The 19,612-nt window shown below is 65.3% G+C and carries 21 protein-coding genes; 11 read left to right on the forward strand and 10 right to left on the reverse strand.

Features of this window, described 5'->3' with window-relative positions; translation table 11 throughout:
* Positions 1-197 precede the first annotated feature (197 nt).
* From ACQR1I_RS03785 to ACQR1I_RS03795, 3 genes are all read left to right on the forward strand, one after another.
* A complete protein-coding gene (locus tag ACQR1I_RS03785) occupies positions 198-1,805 on the forward strand; it encodes an acyl-CoA synthetase (RefSeq protein ID WP_434865828.1) in 1,608 nt (535 codons plus the stop codon).
* 355 nt (positions 1,806-2,160) lie between these two features.
* Positions 2,161-2,937 (forward strand): DUF2189 domain-containing protein, encoded by a 777-nt coding sequence (locus ACQR1I_RS03790; protein WP_434865829.1) that lies wholly within the window; start codon positions 2,161-2,163, stop codon positions 2,935-2,937.
* Positions 2,938-3,051: 114 nt separating this feature from the next.
* Positions 3,052-3,474: a hypothetical protein gene (locus ACQR1I_RS03795; RefSeq protein WP_434865830.1), complete on the forward strand. Its 423-nt coding sequence runs from the start codon at positions 3,052-3,054 to the stop codon at positions 3,472-3,474.
* 42 nt (positions 3,475-3,516) lie between these two features.
* Here the strand turns inward: ACQR1I_RS03795 and ACQR1I_RS03800 are convergent, their stop codons facing one another.
* From ACQR1I_RS03800 to ACQR1I_RS03815, 4 genes are all read right to left on the reverse strand, one after another.
* The gene (locus tag ACQR1I_RS03800; protein ID WP_434865831.1) at positions 3,517-4,392 is read right to left on the reverse strand and encodes a DMT family transporter; all 876 of its coding nucleotides are present in this window, start codon (positions 4,390-4,392) and stop codon (positions 3,517-3,519) included.
* Positions 4,393-4,478: 86 nt separating this feature from the next.
* Entirely contained in the window at positions 4,479-5,012 is a 534-nt protein-coding gene (locus ACQR1I_RS03805) for an SRPBCC family protein (RefSeq protein WP_434865832.1), read from the reverse strand.
* The gene (locus tag ACQR1I_RS03810; protein ID WP_434865833.1) at positions 5,005-5,319 is read right to left on the reverse strand and encodes an ArsR/SmtB family transcription factor; all 315 of its coding nucleotides are present in this window, start codon (positions 5,317-5,319) and stop codon (positions 5,005-5,007) included. Before ACQR1I_RS03810 ends, ACQR1I_RS03805 begins: the two co-directional genes overlap by 8 nt.
* 73 nt (positions 5,320-5,392) lie before the next feature.
* A complete protein-coding gene (locus ACQR1I_RS03815; RefSeq protein WP_434865834.1) occupies positions 5,393-5,815 on the reverse strand; it encodes a hypothetical protein in 423 nt (140 codons plus the stop codon).
* Between ACQR1I_RS03815 and ACQR1I_RS03820 the strand changes: the two genes are divergently transcribed.
* On the forward strand, positions 5,804-6,424 hold the full coding sequence (locus tag ACQR1I_RS03820) for a LysE family translocator (protein ID WP_434865835.1): 621 nt from the start codon (positions 5,804-5,806) through the stop codon (positions 6,422-6,424). The two genes, ACQR1I_RS03815 and ACQR1I_RS03820, sit on opposite strands and share 12 nt — an antisense overlap.
* A 25-nt stretch (positions 6,425-6,449) precedes the next feature.
* On the opposite strand, the gene ACQR1I_RS03825 is transcribed toward ACQR1I_RS03820, so the two are convergent.
* The 3 genes from ACQR1I_RS03825 to ACQR1I_RS03835 all read right to left on the reverse strand — a co-directional run bounded on the left by ACQR1I_RS03825 (position 6,450) and on the right by ACQR1I_RS03835 (position 8,199).
* Complete coding sequence (locus ACQR1I_RS03825; RefSeq protein ID WP_434865836.1) at positions 6,450-7,034, reverse strand: Uma2 family endonuclease; 585 nt, start codon at positions 7,032-7,034, stop codon at positions 6,450-6,452.
* A 99-nt stretch (positions 7,035-7,133) separates the two neighbouring features.
* Complete coding sequence (locus tag ACQR1I_RS03830) at positions 7,134-7,970, reverse strand: PhzF family phenazine biosynthesis protein (protein ID WP_434865837.1); 837 nt, start codon at positions 7,968-7,970, stop codon at positions 7,134-7,136.
* Positions 7,971-7,995: 25 nt separating this feature from the next.
* Positions 7,996-8,199, reverse strand: coding sequence for a DUF1127 domain-containing protein (locus ACQR1I_RS03835; RefSeq protein ID WP_434865838.1), 204 nt, complete (start codon positions 8,197-8,199; stop codon positions 7,996-7,998).
* A 26-nt stretch (positions 8,200-8,225) separates the two neighbouring features.
* On the opposite strand from ACQR1I_RS03835, the gene ACQR1I_RS03840 reads away from it, so the two are divergent.
* Positions 8,226-9,635 carry a PLP-dependent aminotransferase family protein gene (locus tag ACQR1I_RS03840; RefSeq protein ID WP_434865839.1) on the forward strand — a complete coding sequence of 470 codons (1,410 nt, stop codon included), beginning with the start codon at positions 8,226-8,228 and terminating at the stop codon, positions 9,633-9,635.
* 3 nt (positions 9,636-9,638) lie between these two features.
* Here the strand turns inward: ACQR1I_RS03840 and ACQR1I_RS03845 are convergent, their stop codons facing one another.
* Positions 9,639-10,442, reverse strand: a complete 804-nt coding sequence (locus tag ACQR1I_RS03845) for an N-formylglutamate amidohydrolase (RefSeq protein WP_434865840.1) — start codon at positions 10,440-10,442, stop codon at positions 9,639-9,641.
* A gap of 207 nt (positions 10,443-10,649) precedes the next feature.
* On the opposite strand from ACQR1I_RS03845, the gene ACQR1I_RS03850 reads away from it, so the two are divergent.
* The 4 genes from ACQR1I_RS03850 to rpoD all read left to right on the forward strand — a co-directional run bounded on the left by ACQR1I_RS03850 (position 10,650) and on the right by rpoD (position 16,716).
* Positions 10,650-11,474 carry a transglutaminase-like domain-containing protein gene (locus ACQR1I_RS03850; RefSeq protein ID WP_434865841.1) on the forward strand — a complete coding sequence of 275 codons (825 nt, stop codon included), beginning with the start codon at positions 10,650-10,652 and terminating at the stop codon, positions 11,472-11,474.
* 37 nt (positions 11,475-11,511) lie between these two features.
* Positions 11,512-11,922 (forward strand): gamma-glutamylcyclotransferase family protein, encoded by a 411-nt coding sequence (locus tag ACQR1I_RS03855; RefSeq protein ID WP_434865842.1) that lies wholly within the window; start codon positions 11,512-11,514, stop codon positions 11,920-11,922.
* Between the two features lie 269 nt (positions 11,923-12,191).
* Positions 12,192-14,198, forward strand: a complete 2,007-nt coding sequence (gene dnaG / locus ACQR1I_RS03860; RefSeq protein ID WP_434865843.1) for a DNA primase — start codon at positions 12,192-12,194, stop codon at positions 14,196-14,198.
* A gap of 409 nt (positions 14,199-14,607) precedes the next feature.
* Positions 14,608-16,716, forward strand: a complete 2,109-nt coding sequence (gene rpoD, locus ACQR1I_RS03865; protein WP_434865844.1) for an RNA polymerase sigma factor RpoD — start codon at positions 14,608-14,610, stop codon at positions 16,714-16,716.
* A 128-nt stretch (positions 16,717-16,844) separates the two neighbouring features.
* On the opposite strand, the gene ACQR1I_RS03870 is transcribed toward rpoD, so the two are convergent.
* On the reverse strand, positions 16,845-17,147 hold the full coding sequence (locus ACQR1I_RS03870) for a hypothetical protein (RefSeq protein ID WP_434888704.1): 303 nt from the start codon (positions 17,145-17,147) through the stop codon (positions 16,845-16,847).
* A gap of 526 nt (positions 17,148-17,673) precedes the next feature.
* Here ACQR1I_RS03870 and ACQR1I_RS03875 point away from each other — a divergent pair.
* Both ACQR1I_RS03875 and ACQR1I_RS03880 read left to right on the forward strand, forming a co-directional pair.
* Entirely contained in the window at positions 17,674-18,618 is a 945-nt protein-coding gene (locus ACQR1I_RS03875; protein ID WP_434865846.1) for a DUF817 domain-containing protein, read from the forward strand.
* 155 nt (positions 18,619-18,773) lie between these two features.
* Positions 18,774-19,232, forward strand: a complete 459-nt coding sequence (locus tag ACQR1I_RS03880; RefSeq protein ID WP_434865847.1) for a hypothetical protein — start codon at positions 18,774-18,776, stop codon at positions 19,230-19,232.
* A gap of 102 nt (positions 19,233-19,334) precedes the next feature.
* On the opposite strand, the gene ACQR1I_RS03885 is transcribed toward ACQR1I_RS03880, so the two are convergent.
* Entirely contained in the window at positions 19,335-19,571 is a 237-nt protein-coding gene (locus tag ACQR1I_RS03885; RefSeq protein ID WP_006613601.1) for a hypothetical protein, read from the reverse strand.
* Between the last annotated feature and the right edge of the window lie 41 nt (positions 19,572-19,612).

Here is a 19,612-nt window from a genome sequence, read left to right on the forward strand (position 1 = left end):
GTCAACAGTAGCAACCGCAGCCGCGGTGCGCTCCCTCTCCCCGTTCTTCACGGGGAGAGGGGCGGGGTGAGGGGCAGCCGCACGGGAAATGCTCGCGGTAAGACCTGCACCCCCTCACCGAGCGAGCGTCGGACGTCGTCGCGACGTCTCGGGCATGCAGGTGAAGAACTAACAACCGAGAGGGAAACGCCTCCGCCATGCTTCAGGAAACGTCCGACTACAACCGCCTCTATCGCGACTTCCGCTGGGACATCCCGGCGCAGTTCAACATCGCGGTTGCGACCTGCGATCGCCACGCCGACGGCTCGGGCCGCCTCGCGCTGATCGTCGTCGAGGAGGACGGCGCGTCCCGGCGCGTGTCGTTCGACGAGCTGCGCGACTTTTCCTGCCGCTTCGCCAACGTGCTCAAGGCCGATGGTCTCGCGCAGGGCGACCGCGTCGCCGTGTTCCTGTCGCAGTCACTGGAGCTGCCGATCGTCCATCTCGCGGCGTTCCGCGCCGGGCTGGTCTCGGTGCCGCTGTTTACGCTGTTCGGCGAGGACGCGCTGCAATTCCGCCTGCAGAACTCCGGCGCCAAGGTGGTCGTCACCGACACGACGGGCCTCGCCAAGCTCGCGCGCATTCGCGACCAGCTGCCGGAGCTCAAGACGATCTACGTCACCGACGGCGATGGCGGCGGCGCCCGATCCTTTTGGCCGACGCTGGAGCGCGCTTCCGATCGCTTCCCGACCGTCGCCACCTCGAGCAACGATCCCGCGATCATCATCTACACCTCGGGCACGACCGGCAATCCGAAGGGCGCGCTGCACGCCCATCGCGTGCTGCTCGGCCATTTGCCCAATGTCGAGATGGTGCACGGCTTCCTGCCGAAGCCCGGTGACGTGATGTGGACGCCGGCGGACTGGGCCTGGATCGGCGGCCTGTTCGATGCGCTGTTTCCGGCCTGGTATCACGCCGTTCCGGTGATCGGCTATCGCGCGCGGAAATTCGTGCCGCAGGCGGCGATGCAGCTGATGGCGGACTATCAGGTGCGCAACGTGTTTCTGCCGCCGACCGCGCTCAAGCTGATGCGGCAGGCGAACGTCAGGCATGACGGGGTCAAGCTGCGCAGCATCCTCACCGGCGGCGAGTCGCTCGGCGCCGAGCTGCTCGACTGGGTGCGCGCGACCTTCGGCATCGATGCGCACGAGATCTACGGCCAGACCGAGTGCAATCTCGTCGTCGGCAACAATGCAAAGCTGTTTCCGATCCGGCCGGGATCGATGGGCAAGGCCACGCCGGGCTTCGAGGTGCTGATCGTCAACGACAGAGGCGAGGAGCTGCCGCGGGGGGAGCGAGGCATCATCGGCGTGCGCCAGCCCAATCCCTGCACCATGATCGAATATTGGCGCAATCCCGACGCCACCTCGAAGAAGTTCGCCGGCGATGTGCTGCTGACCGGCGATCTCGGCACCCAGGATGACGACGGCTATTTCTGGTACGCGAGCCGCGAGGACGATGTCATCACCTCGGCCGGCTATCGCATCGGCCCGGCGGAGATCGAAGATACTCTGCTCAAGCACCCCGCCGTCGCGCTTGCGGCCGTCGTCGGCATTCCCGACCCCGTTCGCACCGAAGCGGTCAAGGCGTGGATCGTGCTGCGTCCGGGGTTCGTTGCAAATGACACGCTGTCGCGGGAGATCCAGGACTTCGTCAAGGTGAAGCTCGCCGCGCACGAATATCCGAGGCACGTGGAGTTCACGGACAGCCTGCCGATGACCGCGACCGGCAAGGTACTGCGACGAGAGTTGCGGGCGCGGGGTTAAGGGTACGCAGCGGACTCAAAGCACTGTTTGATTGCTGAGGTTTGCTGGAGCGAGATCGACCCGCGCACTCGGTGTACCTCGCCCGCCAGGGCGAAGCGAAGCTTCGCTAGGGCGGGGAGAGGTCGGATTGCATCGCCAGATGCAATCCGGGTGAGGGGGTGCAGGTCTCTCAACGAACACTTCTCGTGCGTCTGCCCCTCACCCCAACCCTCTCCCCGTGAAGAACGGGGAGGGAGCGCACCGCTGTCGGCGTAAGCAGTCGAGCCTCTTGCTTCATGCCTACAAGTTGAAATTGAAATCCCTGCCCGCCCGCTGTTAGCATCGGCTCAAACGATAACAGTCAGGAGGACCGCCGATGACCGCATCCGTTTCGGGACGAAACGATCCCGTGGTGCGCCGCATCACCACGGCCGACATTGCCGAGGCGCTGACGCAAGGGTTGCGCGATTTCCAGGCGCAGCCGTTGTTCGGACTTGCTTTCGGTTTGATCTATGTGCTCGGCGGTATCAGCATCGTGCTGTGCGTCACCGCCTTCGGCATGGTGTATCTGGCCTATCCCTTGGCGGCCGGCTTCGCGTTGCTCGGTCCGTTCGTCGCGATCGGTCTGTATGAAGTCAGCCGCCGCCGCGAACTGGGTCAGCCGGTCTCGTATAGCGCGATCTGGCAGACGATCACTTCGCGCGGCGAGATCGCCTGGATGGCGTTCGTCACCGTGTTCTTTTTCGTGATCTGGATGTACCAGATCAGGCTGCTGATCGCGCTGCTGCTCGGGCTCAACGCCTCGTTCTCCAGCTTCAAGGAGTTCATGACGGTCGTGCTGACGACCAATGAGGGCCTGCTGTTTCTCGCCATCGGCAATCTCGACGGCGCCGCGCTCTCGCTGGTGCTGTTTTCCCTTACCGTGGTGTCGTTTCCGCTGCTGCTGGATCGTGAGGTCGATTTCGTCACCGCCATGATCACCAGCGTGCGTGCGGTCGTGGCGAGCCCTGGGCCGATGATCGGCTGGGCCGCGGTCATCACCGTGCTGCTGATCGTCTCGGCGCTGCCGTACTTCCTCGGGCTGCTGGTGACCGTCCCCGTGCTGGGACATGCGACCTGGCATCTATATCGCCGGATCGTCGCGCCGGTATGACGTGGCAGCAAGCCTCGACCAAGGTTCGATGGTGAACCCACGCCTCGCGGCATATGATCGGTCCGAAATGTGGCGGGGCGCGGCCAGGTCCGCGCCACGATTTGGGGAAGGATGATGCCAGACAACATCGCATTGTTCGCCACCATCATCCTGCTGTTGCCGATGTTCTATCTGCTGCTGGCCGCGCCGGCCTTCCTGCTGGTGCGGCTGGACATCGTGCCGGTGACGCGGCTGCTGCGCGGCATGTTCGATTCCTACTTCGTCGCGCTCGCCATCGCCGGCGGCATCGGCACGCTCGCCGTCCTGGCGGATGGGCGTCCGCTGCTGGCCTTCGGCCTCGCCGCGGTGGCCGGCTTCGCGCTGCTGTCGCGCCGCTGGTTCCTCGAGCGGATGGACGCCCGCATTCGCGACCGGGATTCCGGCGATGCGACGGCGGTACGCGGGCTGCGCTGGCTGCATTGGGGCGGCATGCTCAGCAACGCGGTGCAGGTCGGCGGCGTGCTGGCGTACATCCCGCAGATCGCGGCGGTGTCTTAGCGGATTTTGCCGCGACGGTCCGATCCGTTCATGCCGCCCTTGTCATCCAGCCTTCAGCTTGCGATCATTGCCGAGGACGTCGGCGACCACGGCCGTCAACACCAGGGCGCCCCCGATGAGCGCGCGCCGGCTCGGCACTTCCGAAAAGGCCAGCCAGACCCAGAATGGCATCAGCGGCGTCTCCAGCGTTCCGATCAAGGACGCGCGCCCCGATGGCAGAAGCCGGGCGCCCAGCGAAAACAGCGTCAGTCCGAGCGCGACCTGGAACAAGCCGAACATCGCGAGGATGCCGATCTCGCGTGACGAGACCTCGAACAGGTCATGCGCGAACGGCACGCTGACCACGGAGCCGATCACGTTCGAGAGCGCCGCTGCGGCGACCATCGGCGTGTCCTTGTGCTTCCGGATCGCCACCGTCATGCCGCCAAAGGCCAGCATCATCAGGACTGATAGCGCCATCGCACGATGGTCAGCCGCCGTGACCGCGCCGCTCACCGTCACCGCGATGCCGCCGAATGCGACGAGACTCGCGAGCATCGTGACATTGGATGGAGTTTCCCGCAGCCACAACCAGGCGAGCGCGGCCGTCGTGAACGGCTGGGCCGCGATGACGATCGCGACATTGGCGGTGTTTGTCAGTTGAAGCGCCGGGATGAACGCCAGCATCGCGAGCGCCGAAAGGCTTGCAACCAGCACACTGCCGGCGCTCAACCGGATCAGGCTTGTCGTTCCGTTCCAGCCTTGCGCGAGCAGCACGAACAGCGCAATGCAGCCGCCGCCGAACAGGCCGCGCCAGAACAGGATCGTCCAGGAATCGAAGTGCAGCAGCCGGGTAAAAAACGGTGCGGTGCTCCAGGCAATCGCGGCCGCAACCACGAGGGCAATGCCGGTGCGGCGGTGAGATCGAGCGTCCTGCATCAAGCCCCGGCAACAGGCGGATCATCGATGCGCTCACGATCCCATGCTGCTCAGGTCACTGGCAAGATCGATCTTGATCGCCACTGTCACGGCATTCCGATTCCGAGCGCCTTCAGTGCTGCGAGCATGCGCGCGGGCGGCGCCATCTTCACGGCGAGCGGCTTGCCGGTTTCGAGCAGGCTTTTGAGGCTCGACAGGATCGCCGGCCAGCCTTGGCGTCCGCCCGACAGGATGTCGTCCGACAACGGCCGCTCATGCGCTTCGGTCATCGTCAGGCGCACGGCATCGCCGGCCTGCTCGATCTCATAGGTGACGAGCGTTCGGCCGAGCGCTGCGACGAGGCCGGGCCAGTTGACGTCCCAGGTGATGGTGAGTCGTCGCGGCGGCTCGCACACGATCACCTCGCCGCTGATGTGCTCGGAGCCATCGGGCGCGCGCACGATGAAGGCGCCGCCGGCGCGCAGGTCCGCCTCCACGGCAAAGCCGAAGAAATATTGCCGGCTGAACTCGGCCGAGGTCAGCGCCTGCCAGACCTTCTCGGGGCTGGCGGCGATGTAGATCGTGTAGACGGTCTCCGGCTTGAATGTCGAGATGTCGACCGCGCTGCCCGGATCACTCATGGCCTTCCTCCAATCGCTTCTTCAATTCGCCGAGCGCGGTGAGCCTGGCGCGCTCGAATTTCCTGATCCAGCGCTCGCCGATCTGATGGATCGGCACCGGATTGAGGAAGTGCAGCTTCTCGCGGCCGTGTCTGATCGTCGTGACCAGGTTGGCCGCCTCGAGAATCGCAAGATGCTTGGTCACGGCCTGCCGCGTCATCGCGAGGCCGTCGCAGAGCTCGGTCAGGGTCTGGCCGTTCCGCGCATGCAGCCGGTCGAGCAGCGCCCGCCGCGATGCGTCCGCCAGGGCCTTGAAGACCTCGTCCATGGCGGAGAAATTACGCAACCAAAAGGTTGCGTGTCAAGTCGCATCAGGCGGCTTCTCGAAGTCTTGCTTCTCGTCACCTGTTCCGTCTGGGGAGCCGCGCAAGCGTCGCAGTGAGGACAGGGCGGCCTTCTGGAAAATACTCGCAAAAAGCGTCTTCATGCTTGTGCGGATAGTGGAGCAGATTGATCAGGGACCAAGTCATCGCCGCAAGCAGCTGGTCGGAGTTGCAGGCCGGAGACGGCCAGGCCTCGTAGATCGCTCTGACCTCGGAGCGATAGAGGCCGAACAGCGTGTCGAACTCCCACTCCGGAAAAAACGGGCCTTCGACAGCGGCGCGAAGCGCGCGATGCACGATCTCGCGATCCGCAGTGGAGAGAGAAGCTATCGAGATGGACATGGCGGGTGGTGCCGGCTCGGCGTCACATGGCGTGGAGATGCCTTTCCGGTGTATGATATGGCGTCCTCCTTCGCACGAGTCCTCTTCATGTCCCTGCAAGTCTATCTCGCCTTCGTCGCCGCCTGCGTCGGGCTGGCGCTGCTGCCCGGTCCGGTCGTCACGCTGTTGATCGCCAATGGGCTGCGTCATGGCACCCGTGCCGCGCTGATCAACATTGCCGGCGTGCAGACCGGGCTCGCGATCGCGATCGGTGTCGTCGCCATCGGCCTGACATCGCTGATGGCGACGATGGGCTACTGGTTCGAATGGGTGCGCCTGATCGGCGCGGCCTATCTGGTGTGGCTCGGCATCCAGCTGATCCGCTCTCCGATCGAAGGCATCGCTGCCGGCGAGGCACCGCCTCCGCCGCCGCGCGGTGGCTTCTTCCTGCAGGGCCTGCTGGTGCTGCTGTCGAACCCGAAGGTGATGGTGTTCTTCGGCGCGTTCCTGCCGCAGTTCATGGACATGAGCCGGGATCACGTGCCGCAGGTCGGACTGCTCGGCGTCACCTTCATGGTGATCGCCGGCCTGACCGATGCGATCTACGCGCTGCTCGCCGGCCGGGCGCGAAAGCTGTTCTCCGCGAACAGGACTCGGCTCGTGTCGCGCATCTCCGGCGGCTTCATGATCGGCGGCGGCGTGTGGCTGGCGCTGACCCGGGCGCGGTGAGGCGGCTGCTCGCTGCGGGCTTCGACTATTCGACGAGGCGGGGCCGCGGCCGGAACTCCAGTCCGGCGTAAACGTCACGAAGGCCGATGGCGACGTTCAGCTTCTCTAGTCGAATGATCGCGTCGAGCCCCTTCAGCACGACATCCGCCCAGGCCCCGGACGGATCGCGTGAATAAAGATGGACATTGGGGCTGTCGGTGTCGACGAACAGAATGTAGTCGACACAGGGGAGAGCCTGATATTCTGCCAGCTTGACCGTGACGTCGAAGCCGCCGGTCGTCGGAGACAGCACCTCGACCAGCAGTGCTGGTCGATCGGCCACCAGGGAGTCCTCGTCAGGCTTGCCGCAATCGACGCCCAGATCCGGCATGCGACGGGTCGACGGCGACGTGACCACATAGGTGTCGCCGGTGAAGGTCTGGCACGGACCGCCTCTGGTCTGGGCGTGCAGGGCCGCGGTCAGGTTGACGACGATCGCGTCGTGCCGCCGGCCCGCGCCGGCCATCATGATGACCTCGCCGTCAACGAGCTCGTAGCGCTCATCCTGCGCTGTCACCCAGGAAAAGAACTGCTCGGGCGAGACCGCCGCCGGATCGACCTTGATGTTCATGCGAGAGCGCCTGTTTGGCCGAACTATAGGCGACCCGCTTGGCCTGCGAAAGCGTGGCTCGGGCTTGCATCCGGCTGCCGGTCTGCGCGGCCAATTGGCCTACAGCTCGATCGTTCCCCGAACCACCGGCGCGACGTCGCCGCCGACCCAGATCGTCTCGCCGTCCTGGGCGACATGCACCCGGCCGGCGCGGCCGAGCACGGTGCCCTGCGCGGCAACATATTGCTTCGGAGCAATTCCGGCGCCGATCAGCCATTGCGCCAAGCTTGCATTGAGGCTGCCCGTGACCGGGTCCTCGGCGCCGCTCCAGGTGAAGGCACGAACCTCGTACTGCGCGTCGCGGCCGTCGCGTGCGAGATCCCACGGCGCGACGACGCCAACCGGCTGCTGCGACAGGGCGAGCACGTTGAACTTGATGTTGAGCAGATCCTGACGCGAGTCGATCAGCACGCCGATCCAGCCCGGCCCGTTGTCGATCCATTGCACGGCGCGCATCGTGCTCGGCTGGATGCCGAGCGCCGCGGCGATCTTGGCGGTGAGTTCGGCATCGACAGCGCCGGTTCGACGCAGAGGCGGGGCGGCGAAAGCAAGCCGGTCGCCGTCACGCTTGATGCGCACGAGACCCGCGCCGCACTCCTGCACGACGTGCTCGCCTTTCGGCCGGCCGCCGAGCGCAAGCCAGGCGTGGCACGATCCCAGCGTCGGATGGCCCGCAAACGGCAGCTCGCGCTGCGGCGTGAAAATGCGCACGCGGTAATCAGCGCCCGGATCCTGGGCACGCGACAGGAACGTCGTTTCGGACAGATTCGTCCAGTTGGCGATCGCCTGCATCGTGGCATCGTCGAGGCCATCGGCCTCGGCGATCACGGCGAGCGGGTTGCCCTTGAAGGCTAGCTTGGAGAACACGTCGACTTGAAGAAACGGAAGCGTCGGCATCGCGGTGTTCTCCCTGATATCGTCCTCAGTCGCGCCAGAACGGCTTGCTGGACTCTTCCTGAACCAAGGCCGGATCAAGCCCGCAGTCGCGCATCTGCTCGCGGTCGAGCATCGCCAGTTCGGAGCGCCAGAACAGGCGTTGCATCCAGAGTTGCGGGACCTGGAGCAAATTGCTCTTTCCGTGAGCAACTTGCGGAGTTGCCCAACGCTGCGCCAGGGAATATGCCATGAGTCACCTATTGGTCTTCGATTGCGTTGTTCGAAGAGCAATCGCGCAGTACATATCTCGGTGCAATCGAAACATTGCTCTCGGTGCAATATAGCATGAATGCTTCGTATACGGCCCTGGTGGACGACATTGCCGAGGACATCGCGAACGGCCGCCTGAAGGCCGGCGACCGGCTGCCGCCGCAGCGGCAGTTCGCCTATGAGCGGGGAATTGCCGCATCCACGGCAGCCCGGGTCTATGCCGAATTATTGCGCAGGGGACTCGTCGTCGGCGAGGTCGGCCGCGGCACCTTCGTTGCCGGTGAACCGGTGTCGGTGCCGGCCTCGTTGCGGCTGGAGCCGTTCGACGGCCGGATCGATCTCGAGTTCAATTTTCCGACCCTGCCGGACCAGGCGGCGCTGATCGCGAAGTCGCTGGCCGTCTGGCAGCGGCCGGAGAAGCTGGCGCCGGTGCTGGCGCCGATCACGCAGCGGCGGCTGGTCGAGGCCGGGCGGACCGCCGCGGCGTTCTTCGCCGGGGAGCGCTGGCGCCCGCGCGCGGACAATTTCGTGTTCGCCGGCAGCGGCCGGCAGTCGCTCGCGGCGGCGATCTCGGCCCTGGTGCCGGTCGGCGGCCGGCTCGGCGTCGAGGCCGTCACCTATCCGATGATCAAGGGCATTGCGGCGCGGCTCGGCGTCACGCTGGTGCCGCTCGCGATGGACGCCGAAGGCATCCGTCCGGACGCGCTCGCCAAGGCGCATCGTGCCGGCGCGCTGAATGCGATCTATATTCAGCCGGTCATGCAGAATCCGCTCGGGCTCACGATGAGCGAGGCGCGCCGCGAGGAGATCGTGCGGCTCGTGCGCAAGCACGAGCTGATGATCATCGAGGATCTGGTCTATGGCTTCCTCAGCGACCAGGTCTCGCTGGCGACGCTGGCCGAGGAGCGCGTCGTCGTTGTCGACAGCCTCGCCAAGCGCCTCGCGCCGGGCATCGCGGTCGGCTTCCTCTACGTGCCGGCGCACCTGCGCGAGAAGTTCGCGGCGACGGTGCGCACCGGCGCGTGGTCGGTGACCTCGCTCGCCTTGGCTGCCGGAATGGGCCTGCTCGCCGACGGCACCGCCGCCGAGATCACCAGGCGCAAGCGCGCGGATGCACTGGTGCGGCAGGCGATCGTCGCCGAGTGCCTCGCCGGCTATCACATCGAAGCCGATCCGCGCTCCTACCATGTCTGGCTGCATCTGCCGGAGGGCTGGCGCGCCGAGGCCCTGACGGCTGCGGCAGCGCGCGCAGGGATCGCGATTACGCCGGCAAGCGCGTTCGCGGTCGCGCACGGCCACTCGCCGAATGCAGTGCGGCTGGCGCTGGGCCTGCCGAGCCATGATGATCTGCGCACGGCGCTATGGCGGCTCGCCGGCCTGCTGTCGCATCACGACGCCTCGGACATGACGGAGTAGGAGCTACGCCAGCCCCTTGCCGCGCAGCTCGCGCTCGATATCGCCGAGGATGCGAATCAGCCGCTCGGCCCAGAGCTTTTGCCCCTCCGGTTCGGCAATCTCGTTCTGCCGGATCTCGATGCCCGATGTAATCAGCCTGCGACCCTCGCCATGCACCGGAATGGTGTAGTCGGTGTTGTCGCCGACCGCATAAGGCTGGTTGTCGCCGACGACGAGATCCGGCTCGGCGCGCAGCGCCTTCAATAGCAGCGGCGGCAGCACGCGGTCGTGCTGATACAGCGTGCCGATGTGCCAGGGCCTGGATATCCCGGCATAGACCGGCGTGAAGCTGTGCAGAGAGACGAGGATGGTCGGCCGTCCCGCTTGCTTGCGCGCGTCGAGCGCGGCGGTGATGCGATCATGATACGGATCGAAGATCGCGCGGCGCCGCAGCTCAGCATCCTCGTGCGTCAGTCCCTCATTGCCGGGAATGGTGGTGCGCTCGCTGATCATCGGGATCGAGTTCGGCGCCTTCGGCGAGCGGTTGCAGTCGATCACCAGCCGTGAATAGCGCTGCGCCACCAGATGCGCATCGAGCGCGCGTGCCACCTGCTCCGCGACGCCGGCGATGCCGATGTCCCAGGCGATGTGCCGCTGCAGTTCGCTCTCGTCGAGGCCGAGGTCGCCGAGCGCGCGCGGCAGCAGGCGGCCGTAATGATCGCAGGTCAAGAACAGCGCGGACGTGCCGTCGACGTTCTGCTCGTGGACCGGCGGAACTTCGTCGGCTTGAAGGAGTCGTGCTGTATCTGTCACGTCGGGAAGCTTCATGATCAATCGGCTGCTCATTCAGGCGGCATGACGAACTGCAATTGAGCAGAGGTGAATCTGGATTGCATGGCCGAAAACCGCGATGATGATTCGATGACGATGCCGATCCTGAGGCGCGATCACAAGGCCTGATATCGCCGGGTCCGGCCGCTTCTGTGGGAAGCGCCGCATGGCCACCGCAACGCGCACGTGCGCAAGAGGGGACTGATGGAGATCAAGGTCGGGTTCGAAATCGCCTATGCCGCGCCTGCGGCCACGCCGATGGTGATCATGCTGTCGATCCATCCCTCGCGCCGAAAGGACATCATCGGCACGGAGATGATCGTCGCCGAGCCCGCGGTGCCGATCAGCTTCTATCACGACAGCTTCGGCAACATCTGCGGCCGCCTGGTGGCGCCGAGCGGCGGCGTGACCTTTCACGGCAGCGCCATCGTGCGGGATACCGGATTGCCCGACGCCGTCGCGCCGGATGCGCAGCAGCTGCCGATCGACCAGCTGCCGGACGATCTGCTGCTCTATCTGATGCCGAGCCGCTATTGCGAGACCGACAAGCTTACCGACGTCGCCTGGTCGCTGTTCGGTCAGGCGCCGGCGGGATGGGCGCGGGTGCAGGCGATCTGCGACTTCGTGCACAAGCATGTCAGCTTCGGCTACGAGCACGCCCATCACATGAAGTCGGCGCACGACGTCTACCAGGCGCGCACCGGCGTCTGCCGCGACTTCGCGCATCTGGCGCTGACCTTGTGCCGCTGCATGGGCATTCCGGCGCGCTACTGCACCGGCTACATGGGCGACATCGGCATTCCGGCGGAGCCCTTTCCGATGGATTTCTCCGGCTGGTTTCAGGCCTATCTGTCCGGCCAATGGTACACCTTCGATGCCCGCCACAACGTGCCGCGCATCGGCCGCATCGTCATGGCCACGGGGCGCGACGCCGCCGACGTCGCGCTCTCGACCTCGTTCGGGCGGATGACCCTGACCAAATTCCACATCGTCAGCGAGGAGATCGTGGCGGCGCGCGGCGTGGCGTGAGGCTGGCCTTGCCCGGCCTGCGCGGTTATGCAGGGCGATGACCTCCGACACGCCCCCTGATCTCCTGTTCGTCTACGGCACCCTGATGCGCGGCTTCGACCATCCGATGGCGCGGCTGCTGTCGGCCAATGCCGATTTCGTCAGTGAAGCCAGCTGCCGCGGCCGGCTCTACCGCATCCAGCACTATCCCGGGCTCGTGTTGTTGGCGGATGCCGCCGACATCGTTCATGGCGAGCTGTTCCGGCTGCGCCAGCCCGAGCCGATGCTGCGCGAATTCGACATGTACGAGGCCTGTGGCGAGGGTTTTGCGCAGCCGACCGAATATCTCCGCCAGCGCCTCGGCGTGACGCTCGCCGACGGCTCGACCCAGGAAGCCTGGACCTATGTCTACAATTGGCCGGTCGACGAGGCCGCCCGCATTGTCTCGGGACGGTTCCTGGCGCCCTAGGTCTCTCCGCGTCGTCATTCCGGGACATCGCGCAGCGATGGGCCCGGAATCCATAACCACCAAACGCGCGGAGGCACGCCAGCGGCGCGGCCGTCGCGCCTCACGACCGATCGTGGTTATGGATTCCGGGCTCGCCCTGCGGGCGCCCCGGAATGACGGGAGGAAAGAGCAGGGCCTGTGAATAGCCCGGAGAAGCTCGAGGAAGTTCACATTTCGTACACGGCTGCCTATATGCCTAAGCCAACAGGCACAGGACCCTCGCCCGACTCATGGCCCGCTTCACGCCGGAATTCCTCGATGAGCTGCGTGCCCGGCTTCCGGTCTCGGATGTCGTCGGCAAGCGCGTGAAGCTCAAGAAGGCCGGGCGGGAGTGGAAGGGGCTGTCGCCGTTCCAGCAGGAAAAGACGCCGTCCTTCTACGTCAACGACCAGAAGGGCTTCTATCACGACTTCTCCTCCGGCAAGCACGGCAACATCTTCGACTTCGTGATGGAGACCGAGGGCTGCAGCTTCCCGGAGGCCGTGGAGCGGCTGGCGGGGGTCGCCGGCCTGGCGCTGCCGGCGGTGACGCCGGATGCGGCGCGGCAGGAGCGGCAGCGCAAGACGCTGTATGACGTGATGGAACTGGCGGCGAAATTCTTCGCCGATACGCTGGGCTCCAGGCACGGCGCAAGAGCGCGGGGCTATCTCGCCGATCGTGCGATCCTGCCGCAGACGCAATTGCAGTTCCGGCTCGGCTATGCGCCGCCGGAGCGGTTCGGCCTGAAGGAATATCTCGGCGCCCAGGGCGTGCCGGTCAACGACATGGTCGAGGCCGGGCTGCTCATCGGCGGCGACGACATTCCGGTCCCCTATGACCGCTTCAAAGATCGCGTGATGTTTCCGATCACCGACGTCCGGGGACGCGTCATCGCCTTCGGCGGCCGCGCGATGCAGAAGGACGTGCCGGCGAAATATCTCAATTCGCCGGAGACGCCGCTCTTTCACAAGGGCGACAATCTCTACAACTTGGCCAACGCCCGCCAGGCCGCGCACAATGGCGCGCCGATGATCGTGGTCGAGGGCTATGTCGACGTCATCGCGCTGGTCGCGGCGGGCTTTGCCGGCGCGGTCGCGCCGCTCGGCACCGCGCTGACCGAGAGCCAGCTGTCGCTGATCTGGAAGATGGTCGACGAGCCGATCCTGTGCTTCGACGGCGACCGCGCTGGCCAGAAGGCGGCCCATCGGGCCGCGGACCTCGCGCTTCCGCTTCTGAAACCCGGCAAAAGCCTGCGCTTCGCGCTGCTGCCCGAGGGCCAGGATCCGGACGACCTCGTCCGCTCCGGTGGCCGCGGCGCGGTCGAGGAGGTGCTGAAGATCGCAAAACCGCTCGCCGAGGTGATCTGGTCGCGCGAGATCGAGGGCGGCAGCTTCACCACTCCGGAGCGGCGCGCCGCGCTGGAGGCGCGGATCGGCCAGCTCACCGGCGGCATCGCCGACGAGGTAGTACGCCGCTACTACAAGCAGGACCTCAGCAACCGGCTGTACCAGGCCTTCGCACCCGACGGCGGCCGGGGCTTCGGCCGCGGCTATGGTGCCGAATCAGGGCGCCGGTTCGGCGCCCGCAGTCCCGGATCCGGACAGCCGGGACGGTTATCCACAGGGGGCGGCCGCCGTGGCGGTCCGCCGTCCACAGGTCCCGCAATGTCCCGCGGACCCTACATGGCGGCCAGTCCGCAGCTCGCCATGAGCCCGATCATGCGCGGCCAGCGCTCGGCGATCTCGCGCCGCGAGGCGCTGATCCTGCAGTGCCTGATCAACCACCCCTGGCTGCTCCACGACCACCTGGAAGAGGTCGCGGCGTTGGAGCTCGCCCACCCCGAGGCGCACAAGCTCCGGGCCGCCATCATCGCCGCTTTCGCCCACGACCACCATCATTCGCCGGATCCGGACGAGCAGGCCGAGAAGATGCGCGCCGACCTGGAGAAGTCTGGTTTTTCCGAGCTTCTTCAACGGGTTGAGCGGGCGATCACGACCGCGGCGGTATGGGCGACGAAGTCAGGCGCGGCGCGCGATGACGTTCTTGCGACCTGGCATCAGCTGGTCGCCTTGCATCGGCAATGGCACTCCTTACTTAGGGAATTGAAGGATGCCGAGTTGGCGTTGGGCGAGGACCCGAGCGAGCCGAACATGGGCTGGTTGAGGGACGTGAAGGCCAGGATGGCCGAGATGGATGGGACCGAGGCGCTGATCGAAGGCTTCGGAGAACTGTCCGGACGTACCAACCGCAACGTGTGAAATGAGGGCCCGGCGCCCTGTCTCTGGTTGAGCACATTTCGGTCCGGTCTGCCCGCGCGCGGCCCGGTCCACGCGAAAAGACTCGCCAAATCCATGGTTTGGCTGCAAAAACAGGGTTAATCGAAGTTTAAGAGGTCCGGGGCATTTTCTGCAGCAGATGGGTTGGTTTCGCTGTCGGACACCACGCCGGTTTTCAGGCGCCGGATTCGATTGCAAAACCGGTATCGCTTTTGCAAGAAACGCGCGCCGGTCCAAAACAGGACGACACCAGCGACAGACCTTTGGGTGGCGACGTCAGATGTGCGCCGCCCTTTCCGCGTCGAGAACAGTTTGAGTAGAGCAGGCGGGCGCTGCGATGCCAAGGGCGAAGATGCCACAGGCTAAAGCGGGCGCGTTTCGGGAGCAATGAATGGCCACGAAGGCAAAGACGCTGCAGGTGAAGGACAAGGAAAAGGACGACAAGGCGGCCGACGCTCCCGAAAAGGACGCCGCCGATGCGCCTTCGCCGTTGCTCGACCTGTCGGACGCCGCCGTCAAGAAGATGATCAAGCAGGCCAAGAAGCGCGGCTTCGTGACCTTTGATCAGCTCAACGAAGTGCTGCCTTCCGACACTACCTCGCCGGAACAGATCGAAGACATCATGTCGATGCTGTCCGACATGGGCATCAACGTGACCGAGGCCGAGGAGGCCGACGACTCCGAGGAGAAGGACGACGGCGAGGACGAGACCGACAACGAACTCGTCGAGATCACCCAGAAGGCCGTCACCGAGGTCAAGAAGTCGGAGCCCGGCGAGCGCACCGACGATCCCGTGCGCATGTATCTGCGCGAGATGGGCACCGTCGAGCTGCTGTCGCGCGAGGGCGAAATCGCCATCGCCAAGCGCATCGAGGCCGGCCGCGAGGCAATGATCGCGGGCCTCTGCGAGAGCCCGCTGACCTTCCAGGCCATCATCATCTGGCGCGACGAGCTCAACGAAGGCAAGATCTTCCTTCGCGACATCATCGATCTCGAAGCCACCTATGCCGGCCCGGAAGCGAAGGGCGGCATGAACCCGCAGATCGCGGGGCCGGTCAACGGCGAGGGCGCTCCGGCCGAGGGCGGCGAGATCCAGGCGGCGGTCGCGCCGCCGGCGGCGCCGCAGCAGCCGACGCCATTCCGTGCCGCGCCGAACGGCGCGCCCGTCGAGGAGAAGGATCCCGGCGAGGCGGCGGCCGAAGCCGACATGGACGACGACGAGTTCGAGAACCAGATGTCGCTCGCCGCCATCGAGGCCGAGCTCAAGCCGAAGGTGGTCGAGACCTTCGACAAGATCGCGTCCGAGTACAAGAAGCTTCGCCGCCTGCAGGAGCAGGACATCGCCAACCAGCTGCAGAGCGAGTCGCTGTCGCCCTCGCAGGAGCGCAAGTACAAGAAGCTCAAGGACGAGATCATCGTCGAGGTGAAGTCGCTGCGCCTCAACCAGGCCCGCATCGACTCGCTGGTCGAGCAGCTCTACGACATCAACAAGAAGCTGGTCTCGTTCGAGAGCCGGCTGATGCGCCTCGCCGATTCCCACGGCGTCGCCCGCGAGGATTTCCTGCGCAACTACCAGGGCTCGGAGCTCGATCCGCGCTGGCTGAACCGCGTCTCCAAGCTGTCGGCCAAGGGCTGGAAGAACTTCGTCCATTACGAGAAGGACCGCATCAAGGATCTGCGCCAGGAGGTGCAGGCGATGGCCGCCCTCACCGGCCTCGAGATCGGCGAGTTCCGCAAGATCGTGCACTCGGTGCAGAAGGGCGAGCGCGAGGCCCGTCAGGCCAAGAAGGAGATGGTGGAAGCCAACCTCCGTCTCGTGATCTCGATCGCCAAGAAGTACACCAATCGCGGCCTGCAGTTCCTCGACCTGATCCAGGAAGGCAACATCGGCCTGATGAAGGCGGTCGACAAGTTCGAGTACCGCCGCGGCTACAAGTTCTCGACCTACGCCACCTGGTGGATCCGGCAGGCGATCACCCGCTCGATCGCCGACCAGGCCCGCACCATCCGCATCCCCGTGCACATGATCGAGACGATCAACAAGATCGTCCGCACTTCGCGCCAGATGCTGAACGAGATCGGCCGCGAGCCGACCCCCGAGGAGCTCGCCGAGAAGCTAGGCATGCCCCTGGAGAAGGTGCGCAAGGTCCTCAAGATCGCCAAGGAGCCGCTGTCGCTCGAAACCCCCGTGGGCGACGAGGAGGATTCCCACCTCGGCGACTTCATCGAGGACAAGAACGCCATCCTGCCGATCGACGCCGCCATCCAGTCGAACCTGCGCGAAACCACCACCCGTGTGCTCGCCTCGCTGACCCCGCGCGAAGAACGCGTGCTCCGCATGCGCTTCGGCATCGGCATGAACACCGACCACACGCTGGAAGAAGTCGGCCAGCAGTTCTCGGTGACGAGAGAGCGTATCCGTCAGATCGAAGCCAAGGCGCTGCGGAAGCTGAAGCATCCGTCGCGGTCGCGGAAGCTGCGGTCGTTCCTCGACAACTAGTCGCATGAACTGTCATTGCCGGGCTTGACCGGCAATCCATCAGACCACGACGGCGGACCGAGAGGTCCGCCGTTTTTGTTTGAGAACAATGAAAACCGTCCGCCCGCAAATCAGGTTCGCCCGTGTCATCAAATCTCTTCGCAATCATGAGGCTGCTCGACGAACTCCGTCTCCATTTTTTCATTCAGCGGACACGTCCGGATTCCATTCGGCTGTCCGTCACATTGGTCGGCGAGCGACTGGAAATCGAGGTGTTCGAGGATGACCACATCGAATTCAGCCGCTTCCGCGGCGACGAGAGCGTGGAAAGTGGTTGTGAGGAGTTGATGCAGCTTCTGCGGTCTCAAGTAGACGTATGATCCGAACTCGCTGCGCCGCATGCCTATCTGATACTTACGGAGTGGCTCCGTCACGATCATCGACAAGACCATTCTGGTTGATTCTTAGGATCTATCAACAGACGGCGTCATTAGTAGGGTGGGCAAAGGCGTGGTGTGGTGGCCCGGCTTGCACCGTTTTTGCGTGCGCCGTGCCCACCGACCAGGAGCGATGCGCCTGATGGTGGGCACGCGCCGCCTGCCGCGTCGCTTTGCCCACGCTACGAACTAGGCGAGATCGCATGGCGCTGTTAGATGCAGCGCCCTCTCCCCTTGTGGGAGAGGGCATCTCAGGCCCATCCACGCACGCGGTTGGGTGAGGGGTCTCTCTCCGCGAATGGCATTCGTTGAGGCATACCCCTCACCCAACCGAGCTTGCGGCGCTTTCCTACATGCCCTCTCCCACAAGGGGCGAGGGCGCAGTCATGGGCACCGCGCTTGTGGTCGGGGTGACTCGTCCGACGCGCGCACCGCTGTGTCCGTACGCGTCCGCACCCCTCCGGGAGAAGGCTGAACTTTCCGCTGACGCGGCGTGAGATGGCGCTGCTACGCAAGAGGTCCTCCACCGGAAAGGTTTCCGATGCAGAACGACACAGCTTCATCATCCTCATCGAACGACGGCCCCAGCGCCGCGTCCATCTGGCCGCCTCTCCGCCCCTTCATTGCCGCCGAATCCCGCCTTGCTGCCCGTGCAGTCAAGATACCCTGGACCGCCTTCCTCTACGAATTCCTCCGCTTCGGTGTGAAGCAGGGCTGGGCCTGTCTGTTCGGCGGCATCGCGGTGGCGCTGATGCTGGCGACGTGGCGGTTCTATCCGGCCGATGCTCCGCTGGCCCGTTACGACTTCCTCTTCCTCTGCATGCTCGGCGTCCAGGCCGCGCTACTCGCGGTAAAACTCGAGACCGTCGAGGAGGCCAAGATCATCCTCATCTATCACCTCGTCGGGACGGCGATGGAGCTGTTCAAGACCGCGACCGGCTCGTGGATCTATCCCGAGCCGAGCCTGATCCGGCTCGGTGGCGTGCCGCTGTTCTCGGGCTTCATGTATTCCTGCATCGGCAGCTATCTCTGCCGGGTCTGGCGTCTGTTCGATTTCCGCTTCACCGGCCATCCGTCGCGGCGCTGGCTGATGGCCTTAAGTGCTGCGATCTATCTCAACTTCTTCACCGATCATTACGGCCTCGATCTCAGGCTCGTGCTGTTCGGCTGGGCCGCACTGCTGTTCGCGCCTGCGACCGTGCACTTCAAGGTCTGGCGCGTGCATCGCTCGATGCCGCTGCTGCTCGGGCTGTTTCTGGTGTCGCTGTTCATCTGGCTGTCGGAGAACATCGGCACGCTGTCGCGCACCTGGATCTATCCGGCGCAAGCGCATGGCTGGGCGATAGTGTCGCCGGCCAAGCTCGGCTCGTGGTTTCTGCTGCTGATCATCAGCTACACGCTGGTCAGCCTGATCAACCGGCCGCGGAAACTGGATGCGCCTGCGCTGATCGCGATCGGGGCCGAGCCGGAGCGGGACGCTGCGTAGCAGCATGGCAGGGCGGCAGCTCGCGGAGCGCCATTTGAGCCGGACCACGAGCAGTGATAGCTTCGCCTAGCCGGTGTCTCCGGAACAGCCGGGCCCGGCCAACAAATGACGCGTGAGCAGCGACGCTCGACGACGAGGCAAAGGGAGGGCCCACGATGGCCGGCATCTATGGCGATGAGTTCGAGAGGAATCTGAACGTGCTGACCGGCCCGGCAAACATCCGGGCCACCGCGGCGAAGTTCGTCGCGTTCGAGAAGGAGCACGGTACGGCCTACAGCTTCGGCATGTTCATCAAGGCGCTGATGCCGCGGCCGGCGGACTGGGCGGATCAGTATGGATCAACCCGAGGCTATGGCGGCTGGGAGAAGCACGCCGGCGCGATCCCCAAGGAGCTGCGCGAGCGGCTGACCAGCGTGACCTTTGCCAACTACCGCGCCGAGAATCCGCGCCCGGTGCGCTTCAAGATCGGCACCAATGTCGACGCCAGCTACGACGTCCAGATCAAGTATTTCATGCATGACGGCATCGAGCATATCGGCGTGCTGATCCTGTGCCCGAACCCGGAGCTGGCCGCAGCCGCGCCAGCGGCGCAAGGGCAGACCGTGCCGGCGTGAGGACGCGTGGCCGTGATGTCAGCCGGCGGCCGCTGATGGTGGTGGGCACGCGCTTGCGCGCTTTGCCCACCCCACGGCAGCTTGGCCTGTGGTGGCGTAGAGCTACTTCTTCTTCGCCCCGACGCGCTCCAGCGACTTGATCGCCAGCGGCGGGCGGCCGGACTTCTCGGCGATGTCGCGGTCCTGCTCCATGATGAAGCCGCGCGCGGGTTCGTCGCCGTCGAGGCCGCCGAGCAGCTCGGCCGGGACGCGGCGGTTGGAGCGCTGCGAGCCGTCCTCATAGGTCACGTTGAAGAAGGCGAATTCGCCTTTGGGATTGGAGCCGGGTTTTTTCGCCATGGAGGGCGCTTTACGGCGGCCGGGCGGGTCCGGTCAATGCC

Source organism: Bradyrhizobium sp. HKCCYLS2038, assembly GCF_051167655.1.
Taxonomy (GTDB): Bacteria; Pseudomonadota; Alphaproteobacteria; order Rhizobiales; family Xanthobacteraceae; genus Bradyrhizobium.

What these genes read in the sequence shown, in the direction of transcription:
- ACQR1I_RS03795 (WP_434865830.1), top strand. Translation starts at nt 3,052, where the DNA reads ATGCCAGACAACATCGCATTGTTCGCCACCATCATCCTGCTGTTGCCG.
- ACQR1I_RS03835 (WP_434865838.1), bottom strand. Translation starts at nt 8,199, where the DNA reads ATGGCATATTCCCTGGCGCAGCGTTGGGCAACTCCGCAAGTTGCTCAC.
- ACQR1I_RS03800 (WP_434865831.1), bottom strand. Translation starts at nt 4,392, where the DNA reads ATGCAGGACGCTCGATCTCACCGCCGCACCGGCATTGCCCTCGTGGTT.
- ACQR1I_RS03870 (WP_434888704.1), bottom strand. Translation starts at nt 17,147, where the DNA reads ATGGTCTTGTCGATGATCGTGACGGAGCCACTCCGTAAGTATCAGATA.
- rpoD (WP_434865844.1), top strand. Translation starts at nt 14,608, where the DNA reads ATGGCCACGAAGGCAAAGACGCTGCAGGTGAAGGACAAGGAAAAGGAC.
- ACQR1I_RS03880 (WP_434865847.1), top strand. Translation starts at nt 18,774, where the DNA reads ATGGCCGGCATCTATGGCGATGAGTTCGAGAGGAATCTGAACGTGCTG.
- ACQR1I_RS03875 (WP_434865846.1), top strand. Translation starts at nt 17,674, where the DNA reads ATGCAGAACGACACAGCTTCATCATCCTCATCGAACGACGGCCCCAGC.
- ACQR1I_RS03855 (WP_434865842.1), top strand. Translation starts at nt 11,512, where the DNA reads ATGACCTCCGACACGCCCCCTGATCTCCTGTTCGTCTACGGCACCCTG.
- ACQR1I_RS03790 (WP_434865829.1), top strand. Translation starts at nt 2,161, where the DNA reads ATGACCGCATCCGTTTCGGGACGAAACGATCCCGTGGTGCGCCGCATC.
- ACQR1I_RS03810 (WP_434865833.1), bottom strand. Translation starts at nt 5,319, where the DNA reads ATGGACGAGGTCTTCAAGGCCCTGGCGGACGCATCGCGGCGGGCGCTG.
- dnaG (WP_434865843.1), top strand. Translation starts at nt 12,192, where the DNA reads ATGGCCCGCTTCACGCCGGAATTCCTCGATGAGCTGCGTGCCCGGCTT.
- ACQR1I_RS03885 (WP_006613601.1), bottom strand. Translation starts at nt 19,571, where the DNA reads ATGGCGAAAAAACCCGGCTCCAATCCCAAAGGCGAATTCGCCTTCTTC.
- ACQR1I_RS03830 (WP_434865837.1), bottom strand. Translation starts at nt 7,970, where the DNA reads ATGCCGACGCTTCCGTTTCTTCAAGTCGACGTGTTCTCCAAGCTAGCC.
- ACQR1I_RS03805 (WP_434865832.1), bottom strand. Translation starts at nt 5,012, where the DNA reads ATGAGTGATCCGGGCAGCGCGGTCGACATCTCGACATTCAAGCCGGAG.
- ACQR1I_RS03820 (WP_434865835.1), top strand. Translation starts at nt 5,804, where the DNA reads ATGTCCCTGCAAGTCTATCTCGCCTTCGTCGCCGCCTGCGTCGGGCTG.
- ACQR1I_RS03825 (WP_434865836.1), bottom strand. Translation starts at nt 7,034, where the DNA reads ATGAACATCAAGGTCGATCCGGCGGCGGTCTCGCCCGAGCAGTTCTTT.
- ACQR1I_RS03850 (WP_434865841.1), top strand. Translation starts at nt 10,650, where the DNA reads ATGGAGATCAAGGTCGGGTTCGAAATCGCCTATGCCGCGCCTGCGGCC.
- ACQR1I_RS03845 (WP_434865840.1), bottom strand. Translation starts at nt 10,442, where the DNA reads ATGAAGCTTCCCGACGTGACAGATACAGCACGACTCCTTCAAGCCGAC.
- ACQR1I_RS03785 (WP_434865828.1), top strand. Translation starts at nt 198, where the DNA reads ATGCTTCAGGAAACGTCCGACTACAACCGCCTCTATCGCGACTTCCGC.